The organism is Paenibacillus sp. BK720 (assembly GCF_011761545.1).
Lineage (GTDB): Bacteria > Bacillota > Bacilli > Paenibacillales > Paenibacillaceae > Pristimantibacillus.
This window is the reverse complement of the sequence record NZ_JAASRQ010000003.1, coordinates 25,748-42,938: the sequence shown is the minus strand read 5'-3', so window position 1 is coordinate 42,938 and position 17,191 is coordinate 25,748. Positions and strand designations below refer to the sequence as shown.

At 54.1% G+C, this 17,191-nt stretch carries 10 protein-coding genes; 6 read left to right on the top strand and 4 right to left on the bottom strand.

What is annotated here, in order from left to right; genetic code table 11:
- Nucleotides 1-24: 24 nt before the first annotated feature.
- Together FHT67_RS12240 and FHT67_RS12235 are read right to left on the bottom strand one after the other, a co-directional pair.
- Entirely contained in the window at nucleotides 25-2,244 is a 2,220-nt protein-coding gene (locus FHT67_RS12240) for a hypothetical protein (RefSeq protein ID WP_167198485.1), read from the bottom strand.
- 159 nt (nucleotides 2,245-2,403) lie between these two features.
- Nucleotides 2,404-2,766: a DUF423 domain-containing protein gene (locus tag FHT67_RS12235; protein WP_132313631.1), complete on the bottom strand. Its 363-nt coding sequence runs from the start codon at nucleotides 2,764-2,766 to the stop codon at nucleotides 2,404-2,406.
- 126 nt (nucleotides 2,767-2,892) lie between these two features.
- On the opposite strand from FHT67_RS12235, the gene FHT67_RS12230 reads away from it, so the two are divergent.
- Nucleotides 2,893-4,149: an MFS transporter gene (locus FHT67_RS12230; RefSeq protein WP_167198482.1), complete on the top strand. Its 1,257-nt coding sequence runs from the start codon at nucleotides 2,893-2,895 to the stop codon at nucleotides 4,147-4,149.
- A gap of 446 nt (nucleotides 4,150-4,595) precedes the next feature.
- Nucleotides 4,596-8,969, top strand: coding sequence for an endo-1,4-beta-xylanase (locus tag FHT67_RS12225; protein WP_167199658.1), 4,374 nt, complete (start codon nucleotides 4,596-4,598; stop codon nucleotides 8,967-8,969).
- 267 nt (nucleotides 8,970-9,236) lie between these two features.
- Here the strand turns inward: FHT67_RS12225 and FHT67_RS12220 are convergent, their stop codons facing one another.
- Both FHT67_RS12220 and FHT67_RS12215 read right to left on the bottom strand, forming a co-directional pair.
- On the bottom strand, nucleotides 9,237-12,491 hold the full coding sequence (locus FHT67_RS12220; RefSeq protein WP_167198479.1) for a carbohydrate-binding protein: 3,255 nt from the start codon (nucleotides 12,489-12,491) through the stop codon (nucleotides 9,237-9,239).
- A 184-nt stretch (nucleotides 12,492-12,675) separates the two neighbouring features.
- On the bottom strand, nucleotides 12,676-13,311 hold the full coding sequence (locus FHT67_RS12215) for a peptide-methionine (S)-S-oxide reductase MsrA (protein ID WP_167198476.1): 636 nt from the start codon (nucleotides 13,309-13,311) through the stop codon (nucleotides 12,676-12,678).
- A gap of 126 nt (nucleotides 13,312-13,437) precedes the next feature.
- Here FHT67_RS12215 and FHT67_RS12210 point away from each other — a divergent pair, with 126 nt between their 5' ends.
- The 4 genes from FHT67_RS12210 (at nucleotide 13,438) to aguB (ending at nucleotide 17,139) form a co-directional block, all read left to right on the top strand.
- Complete coding sequence (locus FHT67_RS12210) at nucleotides 13,438-13,833, top strand: VOC family protein (protein WP_132313440.1); 396 nt, start codon at nucleotides 13,438-13,440, stop codon at nucleotides 13,831-13,833.
- A gap of 250 nt (nucleotides 13,834-14,083) precedes the next feature.
- A complete protein-coding gene (locus FHT67_RS12200; RefSeq protein ID WP_243867179.1) occupies nucleotides 14,084-14,860 on the top strand; it encodes an HAD family hydrolase in 777 nt (258 codons plus the stop codon).
- A 296-nt stretch (nucleotides 14,861-15,156) separates the two neighbouring features.
- A complete protein-coding gene (locus FHT67_RS12195; protein ID WP_167198474.1) occupies nucleotides 15,157-16,191 on the top strand; it encodes an agmatine deiminase family protein in 1,035 nt (344 codons plus the stop codon).
- A gap of 69 nt (nucleotides 16,192-16,260) precedes the next feature.
- Nucleotides 16,261-17,139, top strand: a complete 879-nt coding sequence (gene aguB, locus FHT67_RS12190; RefSeq protein WP_132313445.1) for an N-carbamoylputrescine amidase — start codon at nucleotides 16,261-16,263, stop codon at nucleotides 17,137-17,139.
- Nucleotides 17,140-17,191 lie beyond the last annotated feature (52 nt).

The window sequence follows — 17,191 nt, the reverse complement described above, 5'->3', positions numbered from 1 at the left end:
AGATAGGTTTTCATTCGATTGCCGTTATATGATTACCTTTACGGTCTCCCCGGGATTCACTTTAATCCTTTTCCACTGTACGTATCCGCATGGTCCAAGCGGCTGTGCGGCTTCCTCCTCCGTTTCCGCCAGCAGCTTCACTTCCGCCGGTAAGGCCGACGTATTCGTTATACGGAGCTGCCCCTCCTCCAGAAGACACTCGACTTGGTCGATCGCCGTCAGGCTGCCGGTCGTCTTATTGACATAGATACCCGGAAGCTCCGCGTAGGACAGCATAAGCGACACTTCGCACCAGCAGGAATAAGGGATCACCTCGCCAACGTTGGCTTGCCCTTCCCAATCGCTCATATTCACGCGTTCGCTCATGTAGCCGGGCGGCATATCCCAGCCCTCCCAGCCTCTGACCGGACGGTCAGCCCTGGACAAATATTGCGGCAGATTGCCGGCGATTTCCCGCAGCAGCCCGAGGTATCGCTGATTGCTCGTTGCCCGGTACAGCTTCAATAACGAATCTCCGGATAACGTACAGATTCCGGGCGCGCTATGCTTATTTTGCACATTCGCGATCACCGAGCCGGTGGTCCTTATGCCAAGCTGAGCGAACGTAGACCCTTCCGGAAAACGGAAGTCGTAGGACACGCACCAAGTCATCGCCTGCAGCGCCGCTTCTTCCGCCATGGCAAGCCATTGCCCGTCTCCGCTAGTTTCATAAAGCACAATATAGGATTCGAGCAGGGCGAACGCGGATTCGCTGTCCGGACCTTGCAAAATCTCGCCCGGCCCGCCTGTCGTGATGCCTTTTGCGGTGAACTGCTCGTAATAATACCTCGCGGACCGCCCGGCAATGGCTGTATAGCTGCTCTCGTTGAAATATTTTCCGCATAACGCGAGCCCTGCCGGAGCTATTCCTCCGCCTGCCGAACCGCCGATAATAATATCTCCGGTTGCGGTGTGAACCCACTGCCCGAACTGGCCGTACTTGTGCCATAACCGGACGAAAGCATTCGCAAGCCTTCTCGTCCCGTCCAGCCATGCATCGGGAATAGCAAACGCCGGGCGCACCTCCTGGAGGACAAACAGATGCTTCATAATAAAATACAAGGCGTCCGCGCTTTTGCGGAGAATATGCCACTGTTCGGGATACAAGCGATCCGGCGCATCATTAAACTCGTCGCCATACCACTGACCCTTGTAGCACACCCCGCGGAAAAAGCCCGACTCCGCTTGGCTGCTGAACAGGAACCCCAGCGTTTGCAGTGCCCGGCTTACGGACACCTCGCTGCCTTCTAGAAGCATTGCAAGACTCGACATGCCTCCGCCTACCCAGCCAACCTGCCAGTCCTGATGCTTCATATCGATCGTGCCTACGGCATAATAACCCAGCTCCGCGTTCCAGTTCATCGCATTGTATTTCCGCTCCTGGATCTGCCATGCTGCGGAGAACGGAAGGCTTCGCGCCAGTTCCACCGGGGACAGCCCCGCCTGCCGGACAGCCGCAAACCGCTCGAATAGGGTCTGGACGCTGGGACAAGGGAACCGATAAATTCGACAGCTTAGCTCAACCGTATCTCCCGGTTTAAAGTCATGGCCTCGGTCCGTACTGGGTACCTTGGTCGTTGTCATCTCATATTTCACGGACGGCCGGACTCCCGGTGCCTGGAACGAGATACGCGCCGAGCTTCGGTCATCGTTTTCCGCAACGTGAATGGAGCCGTCGCCAAGCGCCGTGCCCTGCTGCGTAACAAACAGCCAGCCTGTTGCCGACGCTGCATCGATAATCCCTACGGCAGGCGTAGCAGCATCTCCGGTCAACAGATGAAGGGCGGACGGAACCCCTTCCTGCAAGGAAAGCCGGGGGACATCCGTAATCAGCTGAGGCACGTCAGGCCCGATATCCGAAAGCCTCGACCAGCATGGGGCGTAAGACAGCTGCCGCACTTCAAACCGGTTACCCGCATAGATCGCGCCCGGCACCAGAACGTAATTGTGAGCCGACCATTCGTTCCACAGAAAAGATATCGCAACGGCGGATTCATCCGAGATGCCATGCGACCGGAATTGCACGTCCATGAGCTGGCCATCCGGATGGTCAACGCTGCCTGCAATGTTTACTTGTGCTGACCAATCCCGGCTGAGAACCGTTTGATTGCTTGCTTCGCGGTGAAGCGGAATATCGAAGGTCTCGAGAATTTCGCTGCCTCGATATCGGGTTACGCTGCCGGCATAAGCGACTAAGGACTCCATAGGTACGCCCCTTCCACTGCTTGTTGAAGGTACGTTAACACGCTGCCGGCAGGCCGGTCTATTGTGAAATATCCGAATCACTGTACAATGTCCGATGCCTCGTTTACAGCATTAATATAGAAAGAAGACATCTGCCCAAACGGCAGATGTCTTTCTTTTTTACAGCACGCCTAGCGCAATGAGTACCCAGCCCGCAATAAAGGACAAGCCGCCAAGCGGCGTAACCGGGCCAAGCATTCGCACTCTTTTTAGGCTGAGCACGTACAAGCTTCCGGAGAATAAGACAATCCCCACCGCCAGGAGCCAGCCTCCCGTTACGATGATGCCGGAATCCGGATAACGGTCCGCGAGAAGACCAACGCCAATTAATCCGAGCGCGTGAATGATGTGATACTGCACGCCGGTCTCATACACCTTCAGCTTGTCCGGCTCGACTCGGCTCTTCAGCGCATGCGCGCCAAACGCGCCAATGGCTACCGCCACGGCCATCAAAATACAACCCAGCACAACAAACGTCTGCATTCTGTTCCCTCATCTCTTCGGTTTTCTTCCTTTAGCATATCATGATCCTCAATAATTTCCGATTGCTTTACGGACCGACCGGTAGTATCGTAGTTGGTTGGAATAGCGTCAGGAGGCACCTACATCATGAAATTCATTCACTCTACCACAGCGGAATGGAGAGGCTGGTCCCGCAACATCCGTCTCTTCTTCCTGTCGAACATGTTATATCAATTCGGTACGGGCTTGTTCTCGGTACTCTACAACTTATATATCCACGAGCTGGGCTACCCCGACGCGATGAGCGGAACGGTCGTCAGCATGCAGTCGCTCGCTACGGCGATCTGCTTCATTCCGATCGGCCTGTTCGGCGACCGCATCAGCCGCAAGCGGCTGCTAGTTATCGGCGCCTTATGCAGCGGCATCATTCTCGCTGGCCGTTCACTGTTCGAGTCGGAGAGCAGTCTGGTGACGATGGCTGTTCTGACCGGCATTTTCGCGACCGTATTTCAGGTGCTGGCCATCCCTTTCCTCGCCGACAACGTGGATAAAAAAGACCGGCTGCGCATCTTCAGCATCTACTCCGCGTTTGTCCTGGCGGCCCAGGTGGCCGGCAGTCTTGGCGGCGGTGTCATCTCGGATGTGCTGCAGGATGCCGGGTTAAGCACACTGCTCTCGTTCAAGCTTGTCCTGCTGGCAGGCGGTATCGCGACCATCGGAGCGTTCGTGCCGTTGCAGGCGATGCGGGAAAGCAACCGGCAGGCAAGCACGGTTGAGGAACCGCGGCAACAGCCTGCCGCATCTCCACCCGTTCCGGTTAACAAAGAGCTCCGCTTCATCGCTGCCTTTGCCGCTGTAGAGCTGCTGATCGGCATTGGTTCCGGGCTTGTGATCCCCTACTTGAACCTGTATTTCACGAACCGCTTCGAAATTTCGCTCAGCGGCATGAGCTTCCTGCTCTCGCTTGGGCAAGTGATGACGATCTTCTCCATGCTGATTGGTCCAACGCTGGCCAGCCGGGTCGGACAGGTGAAGGCGATCGTCATCTTCCAGACGTTGTCGCTGCCGTTCCTGCTTATTACCGGCTTTACGAATATGCTGCTTGTCGCTTCGGTCAGCTTCCTCTTCCGCCAAGCGCTGATGAACGCGGCAAACCCGCTTCTGTCCGCGACGCTTATGAACCGGGTCTCCGCCCGCAGTCAGAGCTTAGCCAACTCGGTCATGCAGACCGCTTTTATGATGGGCTGGGCCACCATGGGCCCGGTGCAATCGCATATTATCGCGTCCCACGGCTACTATTGGGGCTATGCGATTACGTTCAGCATCACGGGATGCTTGTACGTGACGGCTTCGCTGCTCTTCTTGGTGCTTTTCCGCGAAAAGCGGAAGAAGCTAGCCCGTTAAAAGGCGGGATGCCATGTGCCGCATCACGCCTCGGCAGTCTTAACGATGCGGCGCATCGTTAAGGGCAACTCCTCCGGCCGCTGTGGCGTCCTTAACGATGCCGCGCATCGTTAAGGCTTCTGCTCGAGCACGAATTACCTCCAAAAACGCCTTTTCCTCATGGCTTTACGATACCGCGCATCGTTAAGGACCTTGCTCGAGCACGAAGTACCTCACACGCCTTCACTCATTGCTTATGTGTCCGACTACCTCCCCAACTTCAACTGCTCTGCCCCGCGGCCCCCTTTTTTACACGAAATGTTAAATAAGTACAGTAAGTCATTTAGTTCTTATAGTAACTCCAAGTTTAATAAAAGCTATAATCTCTCTAGGAAAGGAGGGGCCACTACAACGTTGTTTTGTAAGCGCTTAATAAAAATTCTTTTCGAAGGGGAATGCAATACATGATGAGTAGATCCTTGAAAAAGTTCGTCTCGATCCTGCTCGCGGCAGCCCTGCTGATTCCGATTGGCAGACTGGCACCGGTTGCGGAAGCTGCGGCAACGGAAACGACCGTTTATCATGAAGATTTTGCCGGCGGAGCAGGCATTGCCGCACAATCCGGCAGCGCCAGCTTGACTCCGGTCACAGGCAAGGTCTTTGCCGGCAATGATGATGGAAGCGCTTTATCCGTAACAAACCGTACGAATGATTACGACGCGGCTGACTTCAGCTATGCCGATCTCGGCCTCGAGAACGGTAAAACCTATACCGTCACCGTACAAGGCTATGTGGATGCGGACGCAACCATTCCTGCCGCTGCGCAGGCTTATCTGCAGACCATCAGCAGCTACGGCGTTGTAGCAAGCGCCGATTACGTGGCCGGAGCAGCCTTCACCTTAACCAACTCCTTTACGGTGGATACCAGCAAAGATACCAAGCTGCGAGTTCAATCGAACACAAGTGGCAAAACCGTTCCTTTCTACATTGGAGACATTCTCATCACGACCCCGCAAACCACAACGACAACAACGATTTATCATGAAGACTTTGCTAACGGCAAAGGAATCGCCGCGCAATCCGGCGGCGCCAGCCTGACGCCCGTAACCGGCAAAGCATTTGAAGGCAACGAGGATGGTAACGCATTGACCGTCACCAACCGCGCGAATGATTATGACGCGGCTGACTTCAGCTATGCCGATCTCGGCCTCGAGAATGGCAAGACCTATACCGTCACCGTAAAAGGCTATGTGGATGCGGATACAACCATCCCTGCCGGCGCGCAGGCGTATCTGCAGACCATCAGCAGCTACGGCGTTGTTGCCAGCGCCGATTACGCGGCCGGAGCTGCTTTCACCTTATCGAACTCCTTTACGGTGGATACCAGCAAAGATACCAAGCTGCGCGTTCAATCGAACGCAGCAGGCAAAAACGTTCCGTTCTACATCGGAGATATCTTGATCACCGAGACCGTAAGCTCGGGCGGCGGACAAGAAGAGCCTCCTAGACCGCCAGCCTTGCCTTTCAATACCCTTACGTTTGAGGATCAAACAACCGGGGGCTTTACGGGCCGTGCAGGTACCGAGACTCTGACGGTTACGAACGAAGCTAACCATACGGCAGACGGTTCTTACTCTCTCAAGGTAGAAGGCAGAACAACAAGCTGGCATGGCCCATCCTTGCGCGTTGAGCAATACGTCAATAAAGGCTATGAATATAAAGTAACCGCTTGGGTGAAGCTGCTGTCTCCCGAAACCAGCACCAAGCTCGAGCTTGCCTCCCAGGTGGGAGACGGCGGAAGCGCCAACTACCCAAGTCTGGCAAGCAAAACGATTACCGCAGCCGACGGCTGGGTTCAGCTGCAAGGCACTTACCGCTATAACAGCGTAGGCGGCGAATATCTGACCATTTACGTGCAAAGCTCCAATGCAACGGCATCCTACTATATCGACGATATCAGCTTTGAAAGCACGGGCTCCGGTCCTGTCGGCATTCAGAAGGATCTGGCTCCGCTTAAAGACGTATATGAAAACGACTTCCTGATCGGCAACGCCATCTCCGCCGAAGATCTGGAAGGAACACGTCTTGAGCTGCTGAAAATGCATCATGATGTCGTAACCGCGGGCAATGCGATGAAGCCGGATGCCCTGCAGCCAACGAAGGGCAACTTTACCTTCACGGCAGCAGACGCCATGGTCAACAAAGTACTAGCGGAAGGCATGAAAATGCACGGTCACGTCCTCGTCTGGCACCAGCAGTCGCCAGCATGGTTAAATACGACAACCGATTCCTCGAACAACACGGTACCCCTCGGACGCGATGAGGCGTTGGTTAACCTGAGAACGCATATTCAGACCGTTATGGAGCATTTCGGCAACAAGGTTATCTCGTGGGATGTTGTCAACGAAGCGATGAACGACAATCCGTCCAATCCGACGAACTATAAGGCTTCGCTGCGTCAGACTCCTTGGTATCAGGCCATCGGGCCGGACTACGTGGAGCAGGCGTTCCTCGCCGCAAGAGAAGTGCTTGACGAAAATCCTAGCTGGAACATCAAGCTGTATTACAACGATTACAACGAAGACAACCAGAATAAAGCGACAGCCATCTACAACATGGTGAAAGATATTAACGACCGCTACGCAGCTGCCCACAACGGCAAGCTTCTGATCGACGGCGTTGGGATGCAGGGCCATTACAATATCAACACAAATCCGGAAAACGTAAAGCTGTCGCTGGAGAAATTTATTTCTCTTGGCGTTGAAGTCAGCGTAAGCGAGCTTGACGTTACGGCCGGCAATAACTACACCCTTCCTGAAAATCTGGCTGTCGGGCAAGCTTATCTGTACGCCCAGTTGTTCAAGCTCTATCAGGAGCATGCGGATCATATCGCACGCGTAACGTTCTGGGGCATGGACGACAACACGAGCTGGAGAGCCGAGAACAACCCGCTCCTGTTCGATAAGAACCTGCAGGCTAAACCGGCCTACTACGGCGTTATCGATCCTGAAAAATATATCGAGGAACATGCGCCTGAGTCCAAAGATGCCAACCAGGCAACTGCTCAATACGGTACGCCGGTTATTGACGGCACCGTAGATTCAGTCTGGAGCGGAGCACAGGCCATGTCCGTCAACCGTTACCAAATGGCTTGGCAGGGAGCAAGCGGTACGGCCAAAGCGCTGTGGGACGATCAGTACCTGTATGTACTCGTACAGGTCAGCGACACTCAGCTCAACAAGGCTAACGCCAATGCATGGGAACAGGATTCCGTTGAGGTCTTCCTGGACCAAAACAATGGAAAAACGGCCTTCTACCAAAGCGATGACGGGCAATACCGGGTTAATTTCGACAACGAGACTTCCTTTAGTCCCGCAAGCATTGCAGCAGGCTTCGAATCTCAAACCAAGAAAACGGCTAACAGCTACACCGTTGAGCTAAAAATTCCGCTCACGGCCGTAACGCCTGCCAATCAGAAAAAGCTTGGCTTTGACGTACAAATCAATGACGCAACGGACGGTGCGCGCACCAGCGTTGCCGCATGGAACGATACGACCGGCAACGGCTACCAGGATACTTCGGTATACGGCGAGCTTACGCTCACTGGCAAAAGCACAGGCGGAACCGGCAATGTCGGTACCACCGTACCGCAAACCGGCAATATGGTGAAGAATCCGGATGGCTCCACAACGCTGAAGCCTGAGGTCAAAACCACTAACGGCAATGCCGTTGGCACGATTACCGGAGACGATCTAAAAAAAGCGCTCGAGCAAGCAACTCCGGCAGCAGGCGGCAAGAAGCAAGTCATCATTGACGTGCCGCTGCAGGCTAATGCCGCTACGTATGCCGTCCAACTGCCGACGCAAAGCTTAAAGAGCCAAGACGGCTACCAGCTGACGGCGAAAATCGCCAACGCTTTTATTCAAGTCCCAAGCAATATGCTGGCGAATACGAACGTGACGACGGATCAAGTATCCATTCGGGTAGCGAAAGCATCTCTGGATAACGTTGATGCCGCTACTCGCGAGCTGATCGGCAGCCGTCCGGTTATCGATCTGAGCCTTGTTGCAGGCGGCAATGTGATTGCATGGAACAACCCAACTGCGCCTGTAACGGTTGCTGTTCCTTATGCGCCAACCGCGGAAGAGCTCAAGCATCCGGAGCATATCGTGATCTGGTATATCGATGGCAACGGCAAGGCAACTCCGGTTCCTAACAGCCGCTATGACGCAGCGCTTGGAGCCGTCGTTTTCCAAACGACGCATTTCAGCACTTATGCAGCCGTATCCGTCTTCACAACGTTTGGAGATCTGGCAAAAGTACCTTGGGCCAAAGAAGCGATTGACGCTATGGCCTCCCGCGGCGTGATCAAAGGCACCGGAGAGAACACCTTCTCCCCTGCGGCTTCGATTAAGCGGGCTGATTTTATCGCTCTTCTGGTAAGAGCGCTTGAGCTCCATGGTACCGGAACCACGAATGCCGCCATGTTCAGCGATGTACCGGCAAACGCTTATTACTATAATGAACTGGCTGTTGCGAAGCAGCTTGGCATCGCGACCGGCTTTGAAGACAACACCTTCAAACCGGACAGCAGCATCTCCCGTCAAGACATGATGGTGCTGACTACGCGCGCACTTGCCGTAATCGGCAAGCAGCTGCCGGCAGGCGGTTCGCTGAACGCATTCTCCGACGCGGCAAGCGTTGCTGGCTATGCGCAAGACAGCGTAGCAGCGCTTGTGAAAGCCGGCGTTGTTCAAGGCAGCGGCAGCAAGCTTGCTCCGCAAGACCAACTGACCCGCGCGGAAGCAGCCGTTATTCTGTACCGCATCTGGAAGCTGTAATACGAAAAGGGCTAGCCGCAAGTCAACAAGTTGACTCGGGCTAGCCCCTTTTTCCGTTAAGGCCTTTTTTGGGCCTTATTCGCCTGGCGTATTGCTCTCGTAAGCAGGTTAAGGTCCCCAAAGGAACTTAACCACTCGCACATGGATGAAACTACGCATTTCTACAGCCACTTCTGCCTGGTTAAGTCCCTGGAGGACTTTAACCGGCTCTTTTACCATCTACCTTAACACGTTAAGGTCCCTAAGGGGTCTTAACCCCCTCGCTCCCTACTTCACCCAATCCGCAATCAGCGCTTCCGCATCGGCATTTAATACGGCTTTGGCTTGCGCTTTCAGGTCGCCGCTTTTCGCCTTATCCAGCTGCTTGATGAAGTCCTGCATCTGCTTGATCGCCTGATCCCGATGTCCTTTGTCCAGGTGATGCTGCGCCTGCTTCAGACTCGCCGAAAGCTGGGATGCCAGAGACTTGCCGACCTCACCCGAGGCCTTGTACCGGTCAACCAGCTTGCTCATGCTTCCGGTACTCGTCTTCACCTGAATGCGAACCGTCTTCTGCAGCTTGTTTCCTGCAGCATCCTCGACGGCTATAACAACCGCCTTCGCTCCCAAATGACCGGCGAGCTCAATGCTAAGCTTGGTTCCGTCATACGTTTTGCCGTCAAAAGCAAGGCTGGCCGAACGGATCGCCGTCTTGCCGTCCCCGGCCTGAAAGCTCAAGAAAGCATCATCCTCAAGCACGGCGCCTTCCTCAAGCTTCGATCCGTTAGCTGTCAGAGAATAGACTGGCACCGCCGGGATCTCCACCGTAATACCCGCCGACACGTTGCCCGACTTATCCGCAGCGCTAATGACAAGCGTATAGCTTTGGTCCGCTTCGATTCCGCTTAGCACAGCCGACTGAATACCCCGCTTCACTTCAGCGGCGTCGCCAACCTGCTGGCCATTGTGAAGCAGCTTAAGCCGCACCACATCTCCATCCACCGCGTAAGGACCATCCCAATGCACGGTCAGCTTGCTATTATCGCGCGTGAACCGGACATTCTCGACCTCTCCCGGCGGAACCCCGTCATCTACCGGATCTGGCGGCAGGGTTGGCGCGGTGAAGACGGAGGAGTCGCCAAAGGTAAACTTGTCGAAGTTGTACAGCCAGTCATTCCCCTTGAACAAAAGGTAGACCAGATGCTTGCCCGTAACCGGAGCCGCAGCCTTAATCGTTCCGTCAAACACCTGGAACGTCTGCCATCCGCCCGTGCCGCTTACCTCAGCTGTAGCAATGACAGGCCCGTTAATGCCGTCAATTCTGGCCTCAATGGTTCCGCCGCTTGTTGCGCTTGCCGCCTGAACGTGGAACTGCGTTGGGCCGGCATCGCCAAAATCAACATAATTGTACATCGCGTATGGATTATTCGGGCCGTATACGCCAGCCAGATAAGTCTGGTTGCCGCCGTTTTCCGTACCCACGTTGACGCTGTTCGTGAAATTTTCAGCCTCCAGCTTGCCGTAGGCATCTCTAGCCGTGCCTTTGATCTGCGAGAAGGTGAACCAATCAAGGTTGCAAGGATAGTCGCTGCCATCCGCCCCATGGAAAATAAGGTACACATCGTGAACGCCAACAGCCAGCGAATCATCGATGATGGAGGTTACGTCCACCCAATTATTCCAGCTGCCCATGGCAGGAACCTCGATCATGCCGGCCGTCGGACCGTCAAGGCTGTCCAGCTTCACTTCAATGGATCCGCCTTTATTGCCGCTCGCGACATGTACCGTAACGCCGGCGGCTCCCGAGCCAAAATCAATGTCCTTATAAGACGCGAAAGCATTATTATGAATGCCGTCCGCAAATTGTCCGGAGGAATTAACGCTGAGTCCGTCGCTGCTTGCAAAATTCTCGGCCTGCAATTTCGCGTAAGCATCCGTCTTCGTTGGATCGGTCTTCGTAAACTTGAACCAGTTCAGGTTAAACAGATACGAGTCATTGGTTTTCTTAAACAACAGATATACATCGTGTTTGCCGGTCACATGGCTCGTATTCCCCTGGTCATCCTTCAGCAGCGTAACGGCATCCATAAAGTTATTCCAGCCTCCGGTGCCCTCAACGTTCAAGGTTCCTGCCTTCGGACCGTCCAAAGCATCCAGCCTAACCTCGATCCGACCGCCGCCCGTGCCGCTTGATGCCCTCGCAATGAAACCGCTTGCACCTTGTCCCGAGCCAAAATCCACGTTTTTGTAAGCCGCATAATAGCCGTCCTGAATACCGCCTAATTGCAGCGAGCCTTCGATGCTGCCCTCCATGCCCGGCCCGTTTACGATATTGAAGCTTTCCGCCTCGACCTTGTTATACGGATTTTTAACGGCATACTCCAGGTGCTCCGCATCCAGCGGCTCCAAAGAGGTCAGCGCTTGCACGGCCGCTGCCGAGCTCCACGACTCGAAGGTACCGGATAACTGCTGGCCCGCCCAGTTGCTGTCGACCAGATTGGCCGCATTGCGATTGTTCCACGCCATATCCGTATTAAACGCCAGCCACTCGTTATAGCCTTCAGCGAAGGTCTTGTACTTGCTCTCGCTGCTGGCATTCACTGCCTTCTGCAGGTAGCCGAGGTTACGGACGAGAATGGTCTTGCCGCCCTTCAAGTCTCCGTTGGGACCTTCGTAACGCAGCAGTCCGTTCGAATCCACCAGCTGCTCCTTGGTAAAGGTTGCCCCCTTGAGCGCATCGTCCAAATAAACCTCGTCTCCCGTAATCTGATAGAGACCCACGGCCGCCCCGATAAACGTGCCCTGATTATAGTGAGTCGCGCCTTGGATCGGGCCGTTTTGCGTTTCAATCCGGTCGAATACTTTGCCGTTGCCGTCCGTGAGCATCGTTTTGCCCCAACGGTAGATCTTTGAAGCGGCATCCAGGTAGTCGGCATTCCCGGTCGCGTTATACAGGAATACCGCGGCTTCGGCAGCCGGGAAGTTTATGCAGGCGTTTTTCGTCGTGCGGTCATCGCTCTTCCACCAGATGCCGCCGCCCGCAAATTCATCATCCCATTGCGTATCATAGACGTAATTAAAGTAATATTCCGCCCGTTCGAGGTACTTCGCATCATTCGTAATCTGGTAGGCTCTTGTGCTCGCCATCGCCCACCACATAATGTCGTCGTTAAACGTATTATTCGTCCAGTCCTGGCCATACTTCGCTACCGCCCCGTCGAACACATCGTCAATCTGAGTGCGCAGCTTCGCCTTCAGCTCCGGATCCGTTGCCTCCTGGTAAGCATCCATCACCAGCTCCCACAGCTCGGCCTCCACCCAAAAGTCCTGATACCCGTCATGCTTGGAGGTTTTCCAGAAGTACTTCGCACTAGCATCCCAGAACGCGTTATTGTAGGCTTCGATCGCGGTCTTCGCATCCGCTGCCTCAAAGGCATGGGCACGGGGTGTTCCGTTTGGAATCAAGGGACTAACAGAGAGAGCTAGAGCAATTGGCAATACGATAAGCTTTGACCTTCTTCTTGTCTTACCGGTCACAAACATCCCTCCTGAAAAAATATGAATTGGCAAAAGAAAAGCCGATTCGCATGCGGGTATACGATCGGCTTCAGTCACCTATTAATATAAAGTCATACTAATATTATGTCAATATATCATATTTAATTAAATCCTTTAGACTACTTATAAATAATATAACATGTCATAACATTTGTGAAGGAAGAACTACTTACCAGCGAATTTGTCGAATCAAGGAGAGCATCTCTTTCCGCTCGTTTTCGCCTAACGGCCACCCCTTCATCTCGTTTTGCAGACGCTCCAGATTGAGGAACCCCTTCGCCACTCCGTTCAGCCTTGCGGCCAAAGTGGATCTCTCCAGCTCCTCCTCTGACGGATAAAGAGACATGAGCTTCTCCACGGCATCCGGGAACCTCTTCAAATAATATTTTTGATGCCGGGATTCAGCGGGATAAAAAGCCCGGAAAGGCGCCAGCTCCGTATCCAAAATGCTCTTCCCGTCCTCCATACGGCTCTTTATCCGCCGGAAAGCCTCCGCCTGTTCGTTATCCCGATAGAGCAGCAGGGACTGATATTGCCTATCCTTATAACCGTTTATGTTATAGGGATTATGGTTGTTCCAGAAAAGCTCCAGCAGCTCGTCATAGGAAACAAGGGCAGGGTCGAACTGCAGCTCAACCGTTTCGGTATGATCGCCCATGCTCCGGTAGGACGGTTCTTCCGTTGTCCCTCCGGCAAAACCGACGCGTGTCCGGATCACGCCGGGAACCGCGCCAAACAAGGCTTCCGGGCTCCAGTAGCAGCCCATGCCAAGCGTAATCGTTTTCTCCGCGTTATTCTCTTTCATCTTGTCCCTCCGCTGCCTAAGGAATGGTTTCGATACATTATAATTTCCGTAAACGGTTTATCTCAAGCAGGAACGGCAACGCTATGGGAAGAAAAAGTTAGGAAGTCCAAATTTGGGAGGGTTATCATGGGAAGAGTCGTTCATTTCGAAGTTCATGTCGACGACATGGAGCGTGCAAAGAAGTTTTACGGTGAGGTATTCGGCTGGACATTCGAGGATTGGAGCGAATACGCAGGCGTGCCTTATTTCGGAGCTACGACGGGCGATGCCAATGCGATGGGGATCAACGGGGCGCTGATGAAGCGCATGGGTCCTCCCCCGCAGCCGGGACAACCGGTAAGCGGCTTTGCATGCACGATGGGCGTGGAAGATTACGATGCGACGGAAGCCAAAATCCTTCGTCTTGGCGGCCAGGTAGCCCTGCCGAAATACGCGCTGCCGGGCATGGCTTGGCAAGGCTATTACATCGATACCGAAGGCAATGTAATCGGCATCCATCAGCCGGACGAGAACGCGAAATAAGCTTACGCCTAACTAAAGGCCCAACCGCGCATGGTTGGGCTTTCCAGCGTAAACAGCTAGCTCAAGAGAGCCCTGTTACGCCTTTATCCTGATGCACGCTACTCCACCCCGTAAGCCCCGATAGCACCTGATGCTTCGGATTTACTTCTCCCCTCCCCCGATAAATATCGTTCTTCCCGTCGATCAGACCGTTCCTCTGTTGAGGAATGATTTGCGTGGCCAATAATAACAACAAGAAAAAGTGAGGGATATGATGTCCGATTTTCCGGTTAAGGGAGTTTTGTTTGATAAGGATGGAACCTTGATTCAATTCCATTCGTTCTGGGTTCCGATCGCGGAGGAATTAACGGATCACTTGTTATCTAATATGAATGTGAATGAGCCAACATCCGGTTTAAAGGCAAGACTGCTCGAGTCGATTGGTCTCGGCGAGAACGGGAAGGTAGATTCGACGGGGTATCTGGCTGGGGGTACAACCGCGGATATTTCCGGGGCTTACTTGAAGGTTCTTGCGGCGTATGGTTTCGGGCCGGAACAAACCGCAGGGCTTCATGAATGGATGACGGACGAAATTTACCGGCTTACCCAAGCTCATCGCGACCAGCTTCTGCCTACGGCGGATTTGGCAACCCTGCTGCCGCGGCTGAAGGATAAAGGGTTGAAGCTGGGAATCGCTACGGCCGATGACCATGAATCGACCCTCTTCTTCCTGAACAAATATGGGATTGCGCACTACTTTGATTTCATTGGCACCTCGGACCGTTACGAGAAAAAGCCAAGTCCCGTCATGATGAACGAATTTTGCGCCTTAACCGGATTGCACCCGAGCGAAGTCGCCGTTGCCGGCGATACGTTAACCGATATGAGGTTCGCCCAAAACTCGGAGGCCGGACTTGCCATTGGCGTTCTATCCGGCACAAGCGAGCGGGAAGAGCTCGCTCCTTACGCCGGACTCATCCTGCCATCCGTTGGCGACCTGATTGATGAGCAAGACCAATTGGCCTGGCATGCAGCCCGCCAGGAATAGCCTGGGAACAACAAGTAGACCCTTAAGCCACATGCTTGGGGGTCTTCTTAATGATGCTTATGCGAGGAACAGAGCGGTGCTTGCGATATCATCAACCGATAACGGCATGCTTGGACATCGTGTAAGCCGCGCCGCAGGTCTTTATCCGGCAGCATTACGGAAAATTCAGCTAAAAAACTGGATAAACACCGTAATTGAGCTGTCAACCTTTTTGTTATATGATAAGAGAGGTTTAGGCGGCTTAAGCCCGCTAAAGGACACATTGTGATCGCGATAAGAGAGGAATATTACCTAATATGAATCCTAAACAATTGAACTATACAATGCCGGCCGAATGGACGGCGCATGAACGCACCTTTATCTCCTGGCCGGTACAAGCCTCGATGGTCTATCCGGAGCATTACGAGCAGGTAAGCGCGGGTTATGCCGAGCTTGTTACCGCGATCGCGGAATTCGAACCGATTACGGTTGTAGTGAACCCGGCGGACCTGGAGAAGGTCAGCGCCCTGTTCGCAGGCAACGATGCCGTGGAATGCCTGCCCATCGAGCATAACGATGCTTGGCTGCGCGACAACGGCCCAACGTTTGTCGTGAATCCGGACGGCGAGCTGGCCGGCGTGAACTGGAAGTTCAACGCTTGGGGCGGCAAATATTCGCCATGGGACTTGGACGATGCCGTCGCGCCGCAAATTTTGAAGCATGTTGACGTGAAGCAATTCGATGCCCCGCTCGTCATGGAAGGCGGATCTATCCATACGGACGGCGAAGGCACGCTTCTGACCACCGAGGAATGCCTGCTTAACACGAACCGCAATCCGGAGCTCAGCCGCGAGCAAATCGAAGGCTACGTCAAAGAATTCGTTAACGTGGATACGATCGTATGGCTGAAGCGCGGCCTGAGCGGCGACGAGACCGACGGCCACGTCGACAACATCGCTTGCTTCGCGGCGCCGGGCAAGGTGATTCTCCAGGTTTGCGACGATCCTTCCGACGAGAACTACGCGATCACAGAGGAAAATCGCCGTATTCTAAGCGAAGCGGTGGATGCAAAAGGGCGCAAGCTCGAGATTATCGAGATTGGTCAGCCTCCTTACGCGGCATACGAGGACACTCGTTTGACGCTGAGCTACCTGAACTTCTATTTCGTGAACGGCGGCATTATTTTGCCGGTATTCGGCGGCGCGGCTGAGGAAGCCGACCGCAAAGCAATTGAAACCCTGCAGGCTGCGTTCCCTGATCGCCGCATTCGTCCGATCGACGGCATGGCGGTTATCCGCGAAGGCGGCAACGTACACTGCACAACGCAACAGATGCCTGCTCGCCGGGCTTAATATACGCTATTACTAAAGCTTACGAAGCAGGTTTTGCTTCGCAAAACTTTTAAGGAGGCATGCAAATCCATGAGAACGGTCAAAGTAGCAGCCACGCAGATGAGCTGCACATCGAATATAGAAGAGAACATCCGTAAAGCCGAGGCACTAGTGCGAGAAGCGGCAGCGCAAGGCGCGCAAATTATTCTGCTTCAGGAGCTGTTCGAGACGCCATACTTCTGCCAGAAGGAAAAAGCGGACTACTACGTCTACGCAACCGAGCTGGAGGAGAACAAAGCGGTCAACCACTTCCGCGGCATCGCCAAGGAGCTTGGCGTCGTGCTTCCAATCAGCTTCTACGAGAAGAAGAACTGGGCACGCTACAACTCCCTTGCCGTTATTGACGCCGACGGTGAAGTGCTCGGCAAATACCGCAAGAGCCATATTCCCGACGGTCCCGGTTATGAGGAGAAATTCTACTTTAATCCGGGCGATACGGGCTTTAAAGTATGGAAAACGAAATACGCCAAGATTGGCGTTGGCGTATGCTGGGATCAATGGTATCCGGAAGCGGCGCGCAGCATGGCGCTGATGGGCGCGGAACTGCTCTTCTACCCGACCGCTATCGGTTCGGAGCCGCAAGATGGCAGCATCGACTCGAAGGATCATTGGCAAATGTGCATGAGAGGCCACGCGGCCTGCAATCTGATGCCGGTTATCGCGTCCAACCGTATCGGCGAAGAGGTCGACGAAGACTCGTCGATTACCTTCTACGGCTCGTCGTTCATTGCCGGTCCTCAAGGCAATCTGATTGCCGAAGCCGGCCGCGACGAGCATGGCGTGCTCGTTGCCGAATTCGATCTCGACCAGCTGGAATCGCAGCGCATCGAGTGGGGCATCTTCCGCGACCGCCGTCCGGATCTGTATGGCGTTATCGCATCGTATGACGGAGAAACCCGGATTAAATAAGCCGTAATAACAGAAGGACCCTCGGGCTAAACTAAATGAGCCTGAGGGTCCT